Annotated in this window: 14 protein-coding genes; 3 read left to right on the top strand and 11 right to left on the bottom strand. The window is 67.3% G+C overall.

Features of this window, described 5'->3' with window-relative positions; all coding sequences use genetic code 11:
* Positions 1 to 7: 7 nt before the first annotated feature.
* The gene (locus I4Q42_RS18160) at positions 8 to 4024 is read right to left on the bottom strand and encodes a PAS domain-containing sensor histidine kinase (RefSeq protein WP_198577505.1); all 4017 of its coding nucleotides are present in this window, start codon (positions 4022 to 4024) and stop codon (positions 8 to 10) included.
* 278 nt (positions 4025 to 4302) lie between these two features.
* Between I4Q42_RS18160 and I4Q42_RS18155 the strand changes: the two genes are divergently transcribed.
* Positions 4303 to 4905 (top strand): winged helix-turn-helix domain-containing protein, encoded by a 603-nt coding sequence (locus I4Q42_RS18155; RefSeq protein WP_198577504.1) that lies wholly within the window; start codon positions 4303 to 4305, stop codon positions 4903 to 4905.
* Positions 4906 to 4939: 34 nt separating this feature from the next.
* Here I4Q42_RS18155 and I4Q42_RS18150 read toward each other — a convergent pair whose 3' ends face one another.
* Positions 4940 to 5929: an alpha/beta fold hydrolase gene (locus tag I4Q42_RS18150; RefSeq protein ID WP_198577503.1), complete on the bottom strand. Its 990-nt coding sequence runs from the start codon at positions 5927 to 5929 to the stop codon at positions 4940 to 4942.
* Between the two features lie 93 nt (positions 5930 to 6022).
* On the bottom strand, positions 6023 to 6778 hold the full coding sequence (locus tag I4Q42_RS18145) for an alpha/beta fold hydrolase (protein ID WP_198577502.1): 756 nt from the start codon (positions 6776 to 6778) through the stop codon (positions 6023 to 6025).
* Positions 6779 to 7089: 311 nt separating this feature from the next.
* Between I4Q42_RS18145 and I4Q42_RS18140 the strand changes: the two genes are divergently transcribed.
* A complete protein-coding gene (locus tag I4Q42_RS18140; protein WP_198577501.1) occupies positions 7090 to 7770 on the top strand; it encodes an isochorismatase family protein in 681 nt (226 codons plus the stop codon).
* Between the two features lie 136 nt (positions 7771 to 7906).
* Positions 7907 to 8782: an alpha/beta fold hydrolase gene (locus I4Q42_RS18135; RefSeq protein ID WP_198577500.1), complete on the top strand. Its 876-nt coding sequence runs from the start codon at positions 7907 to 7909 to the stop codon at positions 8780 to 8782.
* 25 nt (positions 8783 to 8807) lie between these two features.
* Here I4Q42_RS18135 and I4Q42_RS18130 read toward each other — a convergent pair whose 3' ends face one another.
* The 8 genes from I4Q42_RS18130 to I4Q42_RS18095 all read right to left on the bottom strand — a co-directional run bounded on the left by I4Q42_RS18130 (position 8808) and on the right by I4Q42_RS18095 (position 17818).
* The gene (locus tag I4Q42_RS18130) at positions 8808 to 9131 is read right to left on the bottom strand and encodes a hypothetical protein (protein WP_198577499.1); all 324 of its coding nucleotides are present in this window, start codon (positions 9129 to 9131) and stop codon (positions 8808 to 8810) included.
* Positions 9132 to 9223: 92 nt separating this feature from the next.
* Positions 9224 to 9853, bottom strand: coding sequence for a pyridoxamine 5'-phosphate oxidase family protein (locus tag I4Q42_RS18125; protein WP_198577498.1), 630 nt, complete (start codon positions 9851 to 9853; stop codon positions 9224 to 9226).
* A gap of 43 nt (positions 9854 to 9896) precedes the next feature.
* Positions 9897 to 10328, bottom strand: coding sequence for an OsmC family protein (locus tag I4Q42_RS18120; RefSeq protein ID WP_198577497.1), 432 nt, complete (start codon positions 10326 to 10328; stop codon positions 9897 to 9899).
* Positions 10329 to 10363: 35 nt separating this feature from the next.
* On the bottom strand, positions 10364 to 10894 hold the full coding sequence (locus I4Q42_RS18115) for a nuclear transport factor 2 family protein (protein WP_198577496.1): 531 nt from the start codon (positions 10892 to 10894) through the stop codon (positions 10364 to 10366).
* Positions 10895 to 10984: 90 nt separating this feature from the next.
* Positions 10985 to 13030 carry a M13 family metallopeptidase gene (locus I4Q42_RS18110; RefSeq protein WP_198577495.1) on the bottom strand — a complete coding sequence of 682 codons (2046 nt, stop codon included), beginning with the start codon at positions 13028 to 13030 and terminating at the stop codon, positions 10985 to 10987.
* Positions 13031 to 13033: 3 nt separating this feature from the next.
* A complete protein-coding gene (locus tag I4Q42_RS18105) occupies positions 13034 to 14104 on the bottom strand; it encodes a FecR family protein (protein WP_198577494.1) in 1071 nt (356 codons plus the stop codon).
* Positions 14101 to 14682 (bottom strand): RNA polymerase sigma factor, encoded by a 582-nt coding sequence (locus I4Q42_RS18100; RefSeq protein WP_198577493.1) that lies wholly within the window; start codon positions 14680 to 14682, stop codon positions 14101 to 14103. Before I4Q42_RS18100 ends, I4Q42_RS18105 begins: the two co-directional genes overlap by 4 nt.
* Positions 14683 to 14749: 67 nt before the next feature.
* Positions 14750 to 17818 carry a TonB-dependent receptor gene (locus tag I4Q42_RS18095; RefSeq protein ID WP_198577492.1) on the bottom strand — a complete coding sequence of 1023 codons (3069 nt, stop codon included), beginning with the start codon at positions 17816 to 17818 and terminating at the stop codon, positions 14750 to 14752.
* Positions 17819 to 18030: the final 212 nt, after the last annotated feature.

Genomic DNA, 18030 nt, shown 5'->3' with positions numbered 1-18030 from the left:
GCCGTCCTTAGCGATCGGAGACATCAACGCCGTATCCTTCCGCCAGGGGCAGGGTGAAACTGAAGAGGCTGCCGCGGGTCACGTTGTTGGCGGCCCAGATCCTGCCGTCGTGCGCTTCGATGATCGAGCGACAGATCGACAGGCCCATGCCGATGCCCTGGGCCTTGGTGCTGAAGAAGGCCTCGAATAGGCGATCCGGGTCGTCGGCTCCGATGCCGGGACCCGTGTCGGTCACGCTGACGATCGCTTCGCCGCCACGCGTTTCTGCCCGCACGACCAGGCGGCGCGAACCCGCCTCCGCGCCCGACATGGCCTCGACCGCATTCATGATCAGGTTGAGGACCACCTGCTGCAACTGGGTGCTGTCGCCCTGGATCGCGATGGTGCGCGCCTCGAACTGGGCCTTGGCCACCACGCCCTGGCGCTGGAACTCATTCTGCAGAAGATCGAGGACGACCTGGATGACCTGATCCAGCCAGACCCGTTCCATGCGAGGCGGCGACTTGCGCGCCAGGTTGCGGAGGCTGGTGATGATGTCTCCCGCCCGGTGGCCGTCCCGGACGATGCGTTCGGCGGCCTGACGCGCCATGGCGATGTCGGTCTGGGCGCCGTCGAGCCATCTCAGGCAGGCGCCGGCGTTGGTGACGACCGCCATCAGCGGCTGGTTGACCTCGTGGGCGATCGACACCGCGAGTTCGCCGATGGTCGTCATCCGGGTCACGTGGGCCAGGTCGTTCTGGCTTTGACGCAGGTCGGCTTCCGCGCGCTTGCGGTTCTCGATGTCGACATTGACGCCGAACCACTGGGTGAGATTGCCCGCCTCGTCGAAGAAGGGGCAGGCCCGGATCAGGAACCAGCGATACTCACCGTCGGCGCGGCGCAGGCGCAGTTCGGCTTCACCGGGCGTGCCGGCGACGATGATCTCCGTCCACATTTCAAGGATGTGGTCGCGGTCGTCGGGGTGGATGTAGTTAGCGAACTTGAAGCCCAGGACGTCCTCGAGCTGCGCGCCCGCATAGTCCAGATATTGCTGGCTCCAGAAGCGGGTGGCGCCCTTGGCGTCGGACGACCAGGTCAGGCCGGGGATCGAGGAGATGATCTGCTGCAGTTCGCGCTCGCTGTCGCGAAGCGCCGCCTCGCTGGCGCGGACCGTATCCTGCGCGACCTTCCTGTCTTCGATGTCGATATTGACCCCGAACCACTCGGCAAGGCGTCCGGCGTCATCGAACGACGGGCTCGCCCTGAACAGCATCCAGCGATAGCGGCCGTCCGCTCGGCGAAGGCGCGCCTCGTGCTCGTTGGCGTGCCCCTGGGCGAAGGCGTTGGCCCAGGCGGCGAACAGACCGTCGGCGTCCTGAGGGTGGATGGCGTCGCGCCAAGCGCCGGCCAAGGCGCGGTCGACGTCAAGACCGATGTAGTCGAGATACTGCTGGCTCAGGAAGGTGATCGCGCCGTCCGGGTCGGCCGACCAGACAAGGCCTGGAACCGCGTTGATGATGTGCTCCAGACGGCGCTGTTGGCCTCGAAGCGCCGCCTCGCTGGCCCGTAAGGCCTCCTCGGCTCGCTTTCTGTCCTCGATATCGACGACGATGCCGTACCATTTGAGAACGTTTCCATCGTTGTCCAGCAGCGGGCTTTGGCGAAACGCGAACCATCTGTATTCGCCGTCGCGGCCCCTCATGCGGCCTTCCGTCTCCTTGGGTCGCTTCGAGCCGACGACCTCGTTCCATGTCGAGCGTAAAGGCTCCACGTCATCGGGATGGAAAAGCCGATAGAAGCCGTCGCCCTCGATCTCCTCGAAGGCGACGCCGGCGAAATCCAGGAAAGGCTGGTTCCACGAATCCAGCATGCCGTCGGGCTTGGTCGACCAGACCATCGCGGGGATGGTGCTGATCGTCAGGCTTAGCGACCGTTCGCTTTCCCTGAGCGCGGCTTCGCTGGCCTTCAGCGCCTCTTCGGTTCGCTTGAGGTCTTCGATGTCGAGATCGACGCCGAACCACCGCACGGTCCCGCTCGCATCGGCGAACTTCTGTCCCGCGAAGTAGAACCAGCGATAGTCGCCGTCAAACCGACGGATCCGGGCTTGGGCGAGCGAGGCGTCCTTGTCCTGAGCTTCGCGCCAGGCCGTCATCAAGCCGTCCACGTCGTCAGGGTGGATGACGTCGGCGAAGCCGAAATCGAGGATCTCCTCGGCGGGGAGGCCGACATAGTCCAGGTATCTCTGGTTCACGAAGTCGGCGCTGCCGCCTTCTCTGGCGGACCAGATCAGCACCGGGAGGGAGTTCAGGATCAGGCTGACATTGCGCTCGCTCGCGATAACCGCAGCCTCGGCGCGCTTGCGATCCTCGATGTCCAGATTGACGCCGTACCAGCGGACGACCTCGCCGGCCGCGTTGAACAAGGGGCTGCAACGGCACATCAGCCAGCGATATTCGCCATCGGCGCGCCGGGACCGACCCTCGATATCCCCGCCGGCGCCCGAGGCCATCATCGCCTGCCACTCGGCGAACATCCGATCGACGTCGTCGGGATGGAATTGCGACAGGAAGCCGGCTCCGATCAGGTCCTCCACGGGCCGACCGAGGAAGTCGAGCATGCTCTTGTTGAACTGGTCGGCGTATCCTTCGGCGGTCGTCGACCAGGCCATGCCCGGGATGGTGTCGAGCATCAGGCTCAGGGCATGTTCACTTGCGCGCAACGCCGCTTCGCTGGCGCGAAGCGCGTCCTCGGCGCGTTGCAGGTCCTCGATGTCGATATTGCACCCGAACCAGCGGACGGCCCCGTTGGCGTCGGTGATCTTGCGGCCCGCGAAATAGAACCAGCGGTACTCGCCGTCCGCGCCGCGGATACGGCCCTTGAGCGCGGTCTGGTCGTTGTGGGTGATGTCCCGGGTCCAGATCTCCATCATGCCCGGCACATCGTCGGGGTGATAGAGATCCAGGAACCCCCATTCCAGGATCTTGTCGGCCGGCTCGCCGACATAGTCGCGCCAGCTCTGGTTGATGAAGTCCGCGCTGCCGTCGGGGCGCGCCGACCACACCAGCACGGGCAGGGAATTGACGATCAGGTCGAGGTTCTGCTCGCTGGCCATCAGAGCGGCCTGAGCTTGCTCTAGCGCCGTCTCCGCGCGCTTGCGGTCCTCGATGTCCGTGCCGGCCCCGTACCACTTGATGACATTGCCTTCGGCGTCGAACAGCGGGTTCTGCCGCAGCACGAACCAGCGGTACTCGCCATCGGCCCGGCGAATGCGTCCCTCGACATCGCGGGGACGCTTGGTGGCCATGATCTCCTGCCAGGAGGCGAGCAGGTGGGCGGTGTCGTCCGGGTGGAAGATCGGCCAGAAGCCCTGGCCGCTGATCTCCTCGGCGGTCCATCCGACGAAGTCGACGAAGTTCTGATTGCAGAAGTCGATGAGCCCATCGGCCGTCGTCGACCAGGCCATGGCCGGGATGGTGTTGATCGTCAGGTGCAGCCGCCATTCGCTTTCGGCCAGCGCCTGGTCGGAAGGAGACTTGGCGCGGGGATCGGCGGGCGGCTGGCGATCGCTCAGCTCGCGCATCTCGCGGCAGGCCAGGCTCGTCTGCGAAGCGGCGATCTTGAGCTTCGACAGCTCCAGTCGATCCGGAAAGCCCGCGCGGCGCGCGCCGGCCACGATCTCGCCGATGCTGGAGCTCTCGCCCAGGGCGCATCGAACGATCGAAAGCGATGCGCCGCCGACGGACAGCGTGACCGGAGACGCATCGCCGGACGCTTCGTTCAAGGCGGCGCGTATCTCTTCGGGCGAGCAGAGCGCGCCGAAGCGGGGCCCAACGCGCAGGAAGATGTGGGTGGTGTCGTTGAAGCGCAGGCCCACGAAATCCAGGCCCAGCATGTCGAGCAAGGTGTCGAGCACGCTCTCGGCGATCGACGTGGGGTCCAGCCCCTTCCAGGTCTCGGGCAGGCGGCTCAGGCGCTCGATGTCGTGATGCAGCTGTTCCAGGACCTGACTTTCGGCCGACTGCGGCATGACGTGCGGAGGTGCCACAAGAAGCCCTTTAGTCTTGTCTCTCCGGCGCAAGCCCAGCCTAACGTGATCGCGGCGCCGCTGCCACCTCGACCAAGGTCTAGCGGCGTTCGACCATAGTCGAGTCCGACGCGACCTTTGGGGAAGGCGGCGCGACCATGGGCCAATTGAAGCCCGACGGCAGGGAGCGCTACCTTCCAGGCATGGTCATGGGAGGGTGGCGTGTCGAGGCTTTCGAAATCCGCCCGCCGCCCTGGCGCCGCGAATGGCCATAGGCCGCTGGGCCTGGTCGCGCGCCAATGACCCACGCTCCCACCTTCGCCTTCGGAGCCTACCTGTTCGTGCCGAGGCGTCAGCTTCTGCTCAAGAGCGGCCAGGTCGTTCGCGTGGGGTCTCGGGCTCTCGATCTGCTGGCCGCCTTTGTCCAGCGTCCCGGCGAGCTGCTCACCAAACGCGAGCTCCTGGAAGAGGCCTGGCCCAGCACGACGGTCGTCGAAGGGAACCTGAAGGTGCATATCGCCGCCCTGCGTCGGGCGCTGGACGACGACGCGGACGCAGCTCGGTACATCGCCACCGTGAACGGGCGCGGCTATCGCTTCGTCGCGCCGGTCGAGGCCGGGGAGGCGCTCACGGCCTTGCCCGTCGCTTCGGAGCGCCCGTCCCTGGTCGTGGAACCACAATCGGCGCCGAGCGGCCCCGTCGACGGAAGCTTCGAGGATATCATTACGTTGTTGGCCCAGGCGATGCGCTCGGCGCTGATCGACCTGCCGCGGGACGCCGGTCCAGGCGCCGCCCTGTCCGCGCCGCGTCGTGTCCTGTTCATCGAGCTGACATCGCGGGACGAGGCCTGGATCGAGGACGCGTTGGCCCGACGGCTACGCACGATATCCGCGACGCGGTAGGCGTCGCGGATATCCAGGCGGCGAGCGCGCTGCCTTACTTCGTGATCTTGCGATCGAGGAAGTCGTGGATCAGCGGCGCCATCACGTCGAGGCGGTCCTCCAGGGCGAAGTGGCCGGAGTCGAGGATGTGGATCTCGGCCTTGGGCAGGTCGCGCAGATAGGGGTGAGCGCCTTCCTCGGGGAAGATCTTGTCGTTCTTGCCCCAGACGATCAGCGTCGGCGGCTGGTTGTCGCGGAAGAACTTCTGGAAGTCAGGATAGAACGGCACGTTGGAGCCGTAGTCGCCCAGCATGTCCAGCTGGACGTCGCGGTTGCCCGGACGGTCGAGCAGGGCCTGGTCGTGGACCCAGTTGTCGGGGCTGATACGGCCCACGTCGCCCATGCCGTCGGTGTACTGGAACTTAGTGATGTCCAGGGTGACCAGGCCGTTGAGGGCGTCGCGGTTCTTCTGCGAGCGGTCCTTCCAGTAGACCGTGATCGGATCCCAGAACGGCGACTGCAGGCCCTCGTCATAGGCGTTGCCGTTCTGGACGATCAGGCCGCTGACGCGCTCGGGATGCTTCAGCGCCAAGCGGTAGCCGATCGGGGCACCGTAATCCATGACGTACATCGTGTAGCGCTTGGCGCCGAGCTGGGTCACCAGCTTGTCGACGATGTCGGCCTGGTTGGCGAAGGTGTAGGCGAACTTGGCGTGATCCGGCGCGTCGCTCTGGCCATAGCCGGGATAGTCCGGCGCGATGACCCGGTACTTGTCGGCCAGCAGCGGGATCAGGTTGCGGAACATGTGCGACGAGGTCGGGAAGCCGTGCAGCAGCAGCACGACCGGACCGTCGGCCGGACCGGCTTCGCGATAGAACACCTTCACGCCGTCGACGGTGGCGGTCCGGTAGTGGATGACCGGCGGGGCAGGGCGCGTGACCGCCGCCTTGGGGGCCGGGGCGGCCAGGGCGTGGGGCGCGGCCGCCAGGGTGGACGCGCTCAGGGTGGCGGCGGCGAGCGCCAGGGACGTCAGCAGTCGAGTCATTGGAAGTCTCCGGGAGTTTTCAGGAAAGAAGAGGGGGGGCGCCACGGCCTGGGCGATGGCGAGATCGTCTGGCGAGATGGTCGGGCGGGGCGACTACTTGGCGTCGTCGGCCGCCATCGCGATGAAGTCGGCGACATAGCCGGGCTTGGAGAGCATCACCGCGTGGCTGCTCGGCGTTTCGACCAGCGTGGCCTTGGCCCGCACGGCCATCGCGCGCTGGGCGGCGGGCGGGATCATCAGATCCTGCGTCGCCAGCAGGTAGTAGCTGGGCTTGGCCTTCCAGGCCGGCGCGGTGATCTTGCCGCCGACAGCGCCCAGGCCCCACGGCACCTGCGAGGCGGCCATGAAGTGGGTGACCGCCGGATCGACGTCGGCGGCGAAGGCCGAGGCGAACTTGGTCGGATCGACCTGGATGAAGCCGTCCTTGGGCGGCAGCAGCGGCGCGGGCGGCGCGCCGGGAACCGGCGTGCTCGCCAGCTGCAGGACGGACTCGCCGGCGTCGGGCGCGAAGGCGGCCAGATAGACCAGGCTCTTGACCTTGGGGTCGGCGCCGACCTGCGTGATCACCGCCCCGCCGTAGGAGTGACCGACGAGGATGACGGGGTGCCTGGCCTGGGCGATGGCCTGCCGGGTCGCCGTGGCGTCGCCTTCCAGGGTAATCGTCGGGTTCTGGACGATCAGGACCTCATAGCCCTTCTTCGACAGCAGATCGTAGACCGGACGCCAGCCGGAGGCGTCGACGAAGGCGCCGTGAACCAGGACGATGGACACAGGCTTCTCGGCGGCGAAAGCCGCGCTGGCGGCGGAGGCGGCCAGGGCCGCGATCATTCCAACTACGGCGCGCTTCATCGTGTTCTCCAGGGGTGACCGAGCCCGGGCTGGGCGCTGGCCAAACAACTAGTCCCTTGGAGCGGATTGCGGTGGTTAGGCGTGGTAAATCTCGGTCAAGGTGCGCATGGCTGTAATGAGCATCATGAATGCGACGTTCGATGACAGTGAAAATGGAGCCGAAATCCGCGATTTAAGCGGAGGTGTATTGCGGTATGAACCTCAATTTACCGGGCTTTACTGGCTCTGCCGGCGGGCGAGATGAATTGTCCATTTGCGCGGAGCGCCTCGACGGCGTGGATCCGAGCCAAGGAAACTCTCGAGGAAATCCGATGACCACGTCGCCGAAGCCAAAAACGAGCCTGCTGCCCACCGGCGGCGGCGCTGCGCTCATCGATCCCGCCGATGCGGTGATCCTGCTGCTGGATCACCAGTCCGGCCTGTTCCAGACGGTGAAGGACATCGCCGTGGCGGACCTGCGGCGCAACGTCGAGATGGTCGCTCGCCTGGCGACCCTGCTGAACATCCCGGTGATCACGACCGCATCCGAGCCTTCCGGGTCGAACGGCCCGCTGATGCCGGAAATCCACGAACTGGCCCCCCACGCCGTCTATGTGCCGCGCAAGGGCGAAGTGAACGCTTGGGACAACGGCGACTTCGTCGCGCAGGTGGAAGCCACCGGGCGCAAGACCCTGATCATGGCCGGCGTCTGGACCAGCGTCTGCGTGATGTTCCCAGCCCTGGACGCGGTCGCCGCCGGCTATGAGGTCTATGCGGTCATCGACGCGTCGGGCGATCCCAGCGAAATGGCCTCGCGCACCAGCCTGGCCCGCTTCGTCCAAGGCGGCGTCAAGCCGACCTCGACCAACGCGCTGCTGAGCGAGCTGCACCGCACCTGGGCCCGCCCCGAGGCGGCCGAACTGGCCAAGCTCTATGGCCTGGCGGCCCCCAACTACGCCGCGGTCATGGAAAGCTTCCAGAAGGCCCTGGCCGTGGCGCGCGCCAGCGCCTGACGGCTTGGCTGGTCGAGGCGGGCCGAAGCCTGCCTCGACTGGGGCCAAGGTCAGGCTTCACCACATCTTACAGCGCTTTACCGTCGACGCCCCTCCGATCAGGCCATCCTCGGGGGTCCACAAGCCAGAGGCCCCGATGTCGCCAGAACCCGCCTGTTCCGAGATCGTCCTGCGTCGCGCCGAAGTCGGCGATGTCTCGATCTTCTATCGAGAAGCGGGAGATCCCGAGCGTCCGACAATCCTGCTGCTGCACGGCTTTCCGACCTCGTCGCACCAGTTTCGTGACCTGATCCCGCGCCTGGCCGACCGCTATCACGTGGTGGCGCCCGACCTGCCGGGATTTGGTTTCACGACCGCGCCCGATGGGTTCGACTACAGTTTTGCGCAGCTGGCCGAGGCCATGGCCGCCTTCACCGACACGATCGGTCTTCAGCGCTATGCGATCTACATCTTCGACTACGGCGCGCCGGTCGGCCTGCGGCTGGCGATCGCACGGCCCGGAGCGATCACCGCCATCATCTCGCAGAACGGCAACGCCTATGAGGAGGGGCTCAGCGACGGCTGGGCGCCGACCCGAGCCTTCTGGGCCGATCCTTCCCCGGCCAACCGCCAGGCGATGCGCAGCATGCTGAGCCTGGAGACCACGCGCTGGCAGTATACGCACGGCGCCCCGGACGAGACCCAGGTCGCGCCGGAGGCCTACTGGCTGGACTACGCCCTGCTGTCGCGTCCCGGCAATGACGACATCCAGCTGGGCCTGATCGCCGACTATGCCGGCAATGTCGCGCTCTACCCGCGCATCCACGCGTACTTCCGCCAATGGCAGCCGCCGCTGCTGGCCGTCTGGGGCGCCAACGATCCCTTCTTCCTGCCAGCCGGGGCCGAAGCGTTCCGCCGCGACCTGCCCAAGGCCGAGGTGCACTTCCTCGACGCGGGGCACTTCGCCCTCGAAACCCACGGGCGCGAGATCGCCGGCTACATTCGGGATTTTCTGGAGCGGTCGTCGTCCTGACCGTCGTAGCGGCGGCGGGACTCGATCAGCGCGGCGCCGGCGGAGCGACCCAGCCGTCCGCACCGTCGATATAGGCTTTGCGGCTGGCCTTGTCGTACAGGCAGAGCTTGGCGTTGTTGGAGCCGCGAGAGCGGTCCGAGACGAGCATGGCGACCTTGCCGACCCGGTCGTCGAAACCGATGATCGGGGAGGGGCGAGCGTTCCTGTAACCGGCCGCGGCCAGGCAGCTGCGCGTGACGCGCTGATTGAATTCGGCCCAGGCGCCGGGGCTCGACGCTTGCACGGATGTGGCGGTCGTGGCTGTGGCGACGACGGACGTCAGAACGAGCATGTTGGCTTTCAAGCGCATACAGAGAATTCCCAAGATTAAGCGGCCCCGCTGGGTGGAAGAACGCCTGGTCGTAGGCTCGGTTTCGGGGGCGTCCGGACGCCCGTCAGGCCTTAGCGCTCGACCTGGTCCAGGCGCTCGCGAAGCGCGCGGTTTTCCGCCTCGAGCGCTTCAAGCTTCTGGCGGAGCGGCTGGACGGCGCGCGAGACCTCGGCTTCGGTGAAGCGCGGGACGATGTGCTGGGGGCAGTTCCAGTCGAAAGCCGCCAGCCGCAGCTTGAAGATCCGCTCCGGCTTGGCCCGGTAGCCGGGATCGATGACCTTCTCCAGCAGACCGTGATCGGCGTCGACCGCCAGGCGCTCGGCGTGGGCCAGGATCTTCAACCTGGCGCGCCGGGGGTAATCGACCAGGATCAGGGCCACACGGTCGTTGGCGTCCAGATTGCCGACGCTGATGTACTGGCGATTGCCGCGGAAGTCGGCGAAGGCCAGCGTGGTCTCGTCTATGACCTTCAGGAAGCCGGGCGGCCCGCCGCGGTGCTGCACATAGGGCCAGCCTGTTTCCGACACGCTGGCCATGTAGAAGGTGTCGCGCTCGGCGATGAAGGCCTCTTCGTTGGCGGTGAACGCCTCGAACCGCCGATCGACCTGTCCGGGCGTCCACAAATGGTCGACGCCCATCTCGGCCTGTGCGGATCGGACGCTCGCCGAGCTGGCGAGGTCCAGGAAGCTGTATCGGTCCACGAAGGGGCCCTCATCGCGCTGGGCCTGGGCGCGGCCCGCCGATCTAGTCGATCAGCGCCGCATCCAGGGTGATCTCGGCCTTCAGAAGCTTGGAGACCGGGCAGTTGGCCTTGGCGCCGGCCGCCAGCTTGTCGAAGGTCTCCTGGTCGGCGCCCGGGATCCTGGCCTTCAACGTAAGGTGCGAGGCGGTGATCGCATAGCCGCCGTCGACCTGCTCGAGCGTGACCTTGGCCGAGGTGTCCAGCTGGTCGGCTCGCAGACCCGCCTCGCCGAGCACCAGGGACAAGGCCATGGTGAAGCAGGCCGAGTGGGCAGCGGCGATCAGCTCCTCGGGGTTGGAGCCCGGCTGGCCCTCGAAGCGGCTGGCGAAGCCGTAGGGATAGTCCTGCAGGGCGCCGCTCTCGGTCGAGATCGAACCCTTGCCGTCCTTGATGCCGCCGCTCCAGGCGGCCGATCCGGTCCTGACGATCTTCATCGTGTTATCCTTGGATGCTGATGCCCAGCGAAGTCTCACGATCGGCCGCCGCCGGCTTGAACAAAAGCAGTGTTCCCGAGCGTCGGATCCGGCCGAGGGATCAGAAAACCCAGGGCGCTGAGGCCGTCATGATCGTCGGGGCGTCGGCCCAGCGGCCACAGGAACTTGCGGTCGGTCTCGGCGATAGGGTGCTCGTTGATGCTGGCGTGGCGATGGCGCATCAGGCCATCGTCGTCGAATTCCCAGTTCTCGTTGCCGTAGGCGCGGAACCAGTTGCCGCTGTCGTTGCGATACTCGTAGGCGTAGCGGACGGCGATCCGGGCGCCTTCGAACGCCCACAACTCTTTGATCAGCCGATAGTCCAGCTCCTTGGCCCACTTCCTTTCGAGGAAGGCCCGGGCCTCCTCCCGGCCGTGCAGGAACTCGGCACGGTTCCGCCACCGGGTGTCGACCGTGTAGGCCAGAGACACCTTGGCCGGATCGCGGCTGTTCCAGCCGTCCTCGGCCAGGCGGACCTTCTCGATGGCGCTCTCGCGGGAAAAGGGAGGCAGCGGCGGGCGGGACATGAAGGTCTCCAAAAGGGAGCGGTGAAACGCGCCGCCATCATCCCAGCCAGGTCGCCGCCGTTTCTTGTACGGAGACGACCATGGCGGCCACTACCAGATCCTCACGCGTTGGTCGGGGGCAAGGTAGAGCCTGTCCGTCGGCGCGACGTCGAAGGCGTCGTACCAGGCGTCGTTGTTGCGCATGACCGCGTTGGTCCGCAGCACCGACGGCGCGTGGGTGTCGATCGCGGCCAGTTGCCTGGCGACGTCCTCGCGAAGCTTGGTCCGGCGGGTCTGGGCCTGGGCCAGGAAGAAGCGCTGGTCGCCCGTCAGGCCGTTCAGGATGGGGGCGGGTCCCGTTCGGGCCAGGTAGTGTTGATAGGCGGCGTAGGCGGCTTCGAGGCCGCCCAGGTCGGCGATGTTCTCGCCCAGCGTCAGCGCCCCGTCGACCTTGAGGCCAGGCAGGACATCGTAGGCGCCGTACTGGGCCTTCAGCGCGGCGATCCGCTGGTCGAAGCCGGCGCGCGAGGCGGCGCTCCACCAATCGCGCACGCGGCCGCTGGCGTCATAGCGGCTGCCCTGGTCGTCGAAGGCGTGCCCCATCTCGTGGCCGATGAAGACTCCGATCGCGCCGTAGTTCACGGCCGGATCCGCGCTCGGGTCGAAGAAGGGCGGGCGCAGCAGGCCCGCTTCCAGCGTGATGCTGTTGGCGGCGGCGTAGTAGTAGCCGTTGGAGCTCACCGGGGTGACCGGGTAGTCCGGGGTGTTGGTCGTGGCGAGGCTCAAGCGTTCACGCTCGCGCTTGAAACGCGCCAGGCGCAGGACGTTGCCCAGCAGGTCGGTGCGATCGACGCGCAGTCCTGAATAGTCCTGCACCTGGCCCGCCGAGCCGATGCGCGCCTTCAGGGTGGCCAGCTTTTCCAGCGCACCGGCCTTGGTCTGGGCGTCCATCCACGTCGACTGCTCGATGCGCGCCTGGAAGGCCGCCTTGACGTCGTCGAAGATCATCCGGACCTGGCGCTCGGCATCGGGCGGGAAATAGCGCGCCACGTAGGCCGCGCCGACCGCGTCGCCCATCCACTCCTGGTTCATCAGGGCCACGCCGCGTCGCCAGCGGGGCGGGGGCGCCGTGACGCCCGACAGCGTCCTGGAATAGAAATCGAAGCGCGCCGTGGCGAACGGCCTGGGCAACAGCTCGGCGTGTTCGCTCAGGAAGCGATAGGCGAGGTAGTCCTTCCACAAGGACGTCGGCTCTCCGGTGAGGAGATCTCCGAGCGCCGTCAGGGCGGAGGTGTCGCTCACCAGCACCTCGGGCGCGCCTTCCAGTCCGGCCGCCTTCAGCATCCGGGGCCAATCCCACTGCGGGATCTCGGCTTGAAGCGCCTTCGGCGACATCAGGCGGGTGCGGGCGTCCTCGCGCTGCTCGGCCGGCGTGCTCTGCGAGCGGGCGAGCCGGGTCTCAAGCGCGCAGATCGCGGCGGCCTTGGTCCCGGCCTCCGGGATCCCGCCCGCCTGGAGTATGCGCTCGACATAGCCGGCGTAGTCGCGCCGGATGGCGACGTAGCGAGCGTCGGGATTAAGGAAATAGTCTCGCGGCATGCCCAGTTCGCCTTGGGCGGCCGTGACGAGATTGCTCGTGGGATCGGTCGGATCGGCGCCGACGCCGAAACGGATCGGGGCGGCGTAGGCTACGTCCGCCATCAGCAGTTGAAGGGCCTGGTGCGTCCTGGCCTGGGCGATCTTGGCCAGATAGGGCCGGGCCGTGCGCAGGCCACGACTGTCGATCTCGGCCTGCGCCATCCAGCTGGCATAGAGGTCGCCGACCCGGCGTTCGCTGGGCGTCGCGTCCTCACCGGTCGCCAGGGTATCGAGCAGGATGCGGACGCGTTCCTGTCCTTCGCGGGCGAGCGTCGGCGCGACGCCGACGGCGTCGACATCCCCGGCGATGACGGTGCGCGCTGACCAGCCGCCGTTGGCGTAGGCCCAAAAATCATCGCCGGGCCTGACCTTGGCGTCCCTGGCGTCCAGATCGACGCCGAAAGCGCCGAACTGCGGCGCCCCGGGCGGCGACGCCGCGTGGGCCATGAGGGGCGTCAGGGCGCTCACGAAAAGCGCAATCACTCGGAACTTCATCTCGACTCCGGAACGGCGGGCCATGGCTTACCGCCTGGACTTGCCGCGAGGCGCGATCTCGGTCCGGCCGTCAGCCAGGGGCACGAGGCGCACGGGATAGAGGGTGGTCAGGGTCGTCGCGAACCGGGCTGGATCGTCCGTGCGGAACGCGCCGCTCACCCGCAGGGCGGCCACCTTGGGGTCGACCACGACCAGCTTGCTGCCGGTGTAGCGGTTCATCTGCGCCACGGCCTCGGCCAGCGAGACGTTGTCCAACTGGATCACCTGGTGCTCCGCATCCGCCGCGGCCGGTCCGGCCTGGACGATCTTGTCGGCATGCCCGCGACGGGCGATGAGCTGTTGGCCGGGGACCAGGATCCGAGCCGCGCCGCTCGCCACGCGCGCGTCGTCGCCGACCGTCACGCCCAGCGATCCCTCGTCCAGGCGCACCCGGGTCTCGTCGGCCTTCACCTGGATGTTGAGGCGCGTGCCCAAATCCGACACCACGCGGCCGCCGGCGGCGACCCTGAAGGGATGGGTCTCGTCGTGCCTGACCTCGAACGACGCCTCGCCACGGGGCATGCGGACAAGGCGCTGACCATCGACATAGGCGATGTCCACCGCGGCGCCGGGCTCCAGCCTCAGCCTGGTCCCGTCTTCGAGCCGAACGTCCAGCCTTTGGCCGGCGGCGGTCTGGTAGTCGACCTGGCCGAAGGCGTGGAGATCGGGCCCGTCGGCGCTGGCGATCCGAACTGGGCTGGGCGCGTCGTGCTCGCGTCCGAGGCCCGAGAACAGCACGCCGCCGATAACGGCCGCCGCGATCGACGCGGCGGCGAGATACCAGGCCGTCGGCGCGCCGGTCGGCTTGGCCCGCAGGGAAAGGGCGTCCTTTCGAAGGCTGGCCAGGATCTCGTCGCTCTGGGGGTCCTCGAAGACGTCCCACAGGTCGCGCGCACCGTCCCAGGCTCGCCGATTGGCGTCGCTCTGTTCGATCCACTGGGCGAACGCCGCGTCGGCTTCGGGCGATGGGTCGCGTTGCAGCTGTTCCAGCCACAGCGCCGCGGCGGCTTTCGGCTCCAGGCCACGCAGGAACTGCGGGGAGGGCAGATCGGGGGTCATGCCTTGTCCTCCTCCAGCATCAGGTGATCGATGGCGCGGGCCATCTCCTTTTCGACCGTGCTCAGCGAGACCTTCAGGCGCGTGGCGATCTCGCCATACCGAAGGCCCTCCAGGCGGCGCAGCACGAACACCGCACGGGTCCGTTCCGGGAGCATCATCAGGCTTGCCGACACGGCGCGAAGCCGCTCTCTGGCAAGCAAGGACCGCAACGCGTCGGCGTCGTCGGCGCGGTGCTCCTCGGGTTCAAGGGCGATATGCGCATCGGCGCGCCGGACGCTGCGCCGTCTGTAGCGATCGGCCAGAACGCTCTCGGCGGTGCGATAGAGGTAGCCTTCGAAATGCGCCACGCCCTCTGGCGCATCGCGCTGCGTGACCCGCAGGAAGGTGTCCTGCAGGAGGTCCTCGGCCTCGGCGGGATCGGGAATGCGTCGCCGGATCCAGCCCAGAAGCTTGCCTCTCGCATCGCGAAACTGCCGCGCGACCCCGATCGAATTTGAGTGTGGATGTCCGTCCGACATTGGCGAGACGCTGGCCCGATCTTCTGCAAGAACCGGGGCTCCGTCAGGTGTGGCGAACATGGGTGGCGTCCCTTCATGCCACCCGTGACGCACGTCCGATGGAAACCCGTAAAATTCGCCGCGATTTCTAAAACCGGGCTGTGGCGCTGAGTTCGAACCGTCGGCCGCGGGGGTCTCCGTAGAGGCTGTAGCCGAGGTCGATGTCGTTCACGGTCGGCGGATCGTGGTCCAGAAGGTTCTGCACGCCGAAGCGGATCTCGATGTCCCGGGCTAGGCCGCGCCAGTCGGTGACCTCGAGTCGGTAGGTCGCGGTGGCGTCGAAATAGACCTGGGCGGGAATGCGAAGGCCTGGCAGATCGGCGGCGCTCTTCTCGGCTGCCGACGCGAAGGCGCCGATGGCGTAGTAGTCGTCGTAATATTGGGCGTTGAGCCCGATCGTCAGGTCGCCGTGGTCCCAGGCCGCGCCAGCCGCTCCCCGCCAGCGCAGAGGTCCGTCGTCGGTGCCGACATAGTCCAGCTTGGGCTTGTCGGGCGCGGCCTGGCGCTTCAGACGCGGCGTCCAGGTTAAGCCGCCATAAAATCTCAGACGGTCCTGGCCCAGGCGAACCGCGTGATCGAGGTTCAGGTCGACCGCATCGCTGTCGGTCTTGCCGACGTTCAGATAGGTCGCGTCGATCTGGGTGACCACGCCGCCCGAATAGCCGGCGGCGATATCGGCCGACGACAGCGCATCACGCGTGATGCGGCCGGGATAGAGGCTTTCATTGGCCAGGAAGTAGGCGAGGTTGCCGTTGTAGGTCTGGCTGATCTCGTCGCGCTTTTCGGTGTGGGTGTAGTCCAGCGATATCCGGGGCCAACGGCCGCCGTCGGGATTGGCCACGAAGCCGATCGCCAGGGTGCGCGCCTTCTCCGGCCTCAGGCCCGTCGAGCCTCGGCCCAGGATCACGACGGGCTTTTCAGAGCCGACGGTTACGCCCCCGCGCTGCGGGTCGCGGTAATAGTCGAACACGTAGTTTTTCGGCAGGCTCAAGCTGTAGCGCGACGGAACCATCTGCTCGGGCGTCGGCGGCAGCACGCCGGTGGCGACGCTGGCGCGCACCAGCAGGTGGTCCATCGGAAAGACACGGAGGCCGGCCGTATAGACCGCGCCGGCGCGGCGATACCGCAGCAACGGCGTTCCCAGCGACGGATAGGCGTTGCCGGGAATTTCCGCCTGGTTGTCGTCGTAGCGCGCGGCCAATTGCAGCTCCAGGCCACGCAGGGGCGACAGGCTCGACCCTCGCGAAACGAGCGGCGCGCGCAGCTCGCCGTAGAGCGATGAGACGCTCAGCGAGAACGAAGGGTCGGACAGGGTCGATCGAGGCGTGCCTGGCGTATACTCCCAGGCCGTGAGGGTGGCATGCTCCTCCCGACGCTCGGCCAGCAGCGACAGGGCCACATCGCCCGCTTCGCGCCGCAGGAGGGGCCCGCCCAGCCGAACACTGAAGTCCCGAAGGTAGGATTTGCGCTCGACGCGCGAGTCGTCCTGGACCTTGTAGGCTTGCAGCGCCGCGGCGAAGGCTTCCCAAGGACCGAACGGATCCGGCATCGGCTCGCCGGCGGCGCCAAGGGTCCTCTCGCTCAACGCCGACGAGAAGTTGCTGTTCAGCGCATAGCCGTTGGCGCGGACCCGATTGCGGGTCACCCCGTCGCTATAGGTGGCTTCCGCGCGCCAGGCCCCAGGGAGGCGGACGATGGCGCCGGCGGACAGCCGGGTGGTGCGCAGGCGATTGCGTACGGCCGCGTCGAAGCCGGGCAGGGGAAAGGTGAGGATCACCGCCTGCTGCAAAGGGTAGTTGTCCGTCACCGCCACGCCGTCTTCACGCTGCATGACCGTGGTCAGTCCGGTGTACGAGGCTGTGCCGAAATAGCCGATCTCCGAGCGGCCTTCGTTTTCGAACCCGATGAAATCGACAAAGACCTCGACCCGATCGCCGAAGCGATGGCGCGCGTTCAGCAGCAACGAAGAGACGGTCGTGGCGCTGACGAGGCCGCGTCTCGCGCCGTTGCCGTCCGGCGACAGGGTGCTCGGAAGCTGGCCGGCGTTGGACAGCAAGACCGATCCGTCGCCGGCGCCTGAGCCGCCGATCGGCAGGTAGGTGAAGGTCGAGCCCAGGGACGCGCCGCCCAGGGCGGGGCTGAGCGTGAGCGGGTCGCCGAAGAGGCTGCGGGCCAGCACCCCGTCGACGATCTGGAAGCTTTGGGCATAGTCCGTGACGTTTCGCGCGATCCGCAGCGCCCGGGCCCGCTCGCCGAAAGCGCGATCACCGGCGCGCAGTCCATCGCTCTCGGCGCGCGAGACGTTGATCATCACGTCGGTGCGGCCCTCGTCCGGCGAAAACCCGATCCGCCCGTCGATCCGCCGGCGCTCACCATCGCCACGCTCGGTCAGGCCGTAGGTGGCGCTGATCTCCGCGCCGCGATAGTCGCGCTTGAGAATGACATTGACCACGCCGCCGGTGGCGCCTGGACCGTAGATGCCGCCCGCCGTGCCGGTCAGGCTTTCGACCCGGTCGATCGCCAGCAACGGCAAGCCGTTGAGGTCGGGCTGGCGGGTCTCCAGGTCGTAGAGCTGGGAAAGAACGCTGGGCATTCGCGCGCCATCGACCAGCACCAGGGTCTGGTTCGAGCCCAGGCCGTGCAGGTTCACCTCCGAGCGATTGCTGGCGTACTGCGAACCCGGCTCGCTTGAGGGCCCCTGTCGCTCGGCGTTGCTGGGTTGCCGCGTCCGCAGAAACTGGTCGAGATTGTCGGCATGGGAGGACCGGATGTCCTCGGCGGTGGCCACGCGATAGGCCTGGATGTCGTTTTCGGTCCGGCGGATGTCCGCGTTCTGGGTCTTTCGACCCACCACGAGGATCTCAGGCAGCGCCGTCGGCTGTTCAGGCTCCAGCCGAAAGACGATGTAGGTCCCATCGCCGACACGGCGATAGCCGAGGCCGGTGCCCTCCAGCAGGCTCGCCAGGATCGGCTCGACCGCGAGCGTTCCGGCGACCCGCTTGTTCCGCAGGTTCCCGACGACATCAGGATTGAACAGCAGGTCGGAGCCGCTTCGCACCGAAAGATCTCTCAGGGCGTCGGCCAGGCGGCCTTCCTTGAGAACGATCCGGCCGCCGCCAAACAGGCCGCGCGCATCGGCGCTCTGCGCAAGGCTCAACGCGGCGGCAAATGCCAGGATAGAAAGTCCGCGCCGCCCCAAATCGTCGTCCCCAAAGCTCTGCCCGGCCGAACCTCGCACCACGCCCGCACGGCGCCGGATCGTCGATCCGGCGTTGGAGAGATTGAGGTTCCGCCATGCTGGAGGCCTCGCCCTAAGGCCCGGCGCTCCAGTTCCCACGGGCGCAAGCTACCAATCTGTCGCCGGGGGCT

Origin of the sequence: Caulobacter hibisci, assembly GCF_016135805.1 — a bacterium.
GTDB classification, from domain to species: Bacteria; Pseudomonadota; Alphaproteobacteria; order Caulobacterales; family Caulobacteraceae; genus Caulobacter; species Caulobacter hibisci.
Note: the sequence above shows the minus strand (reverse complement) of the source record. Positions and strands in the feature narration are given on the sequence as shown.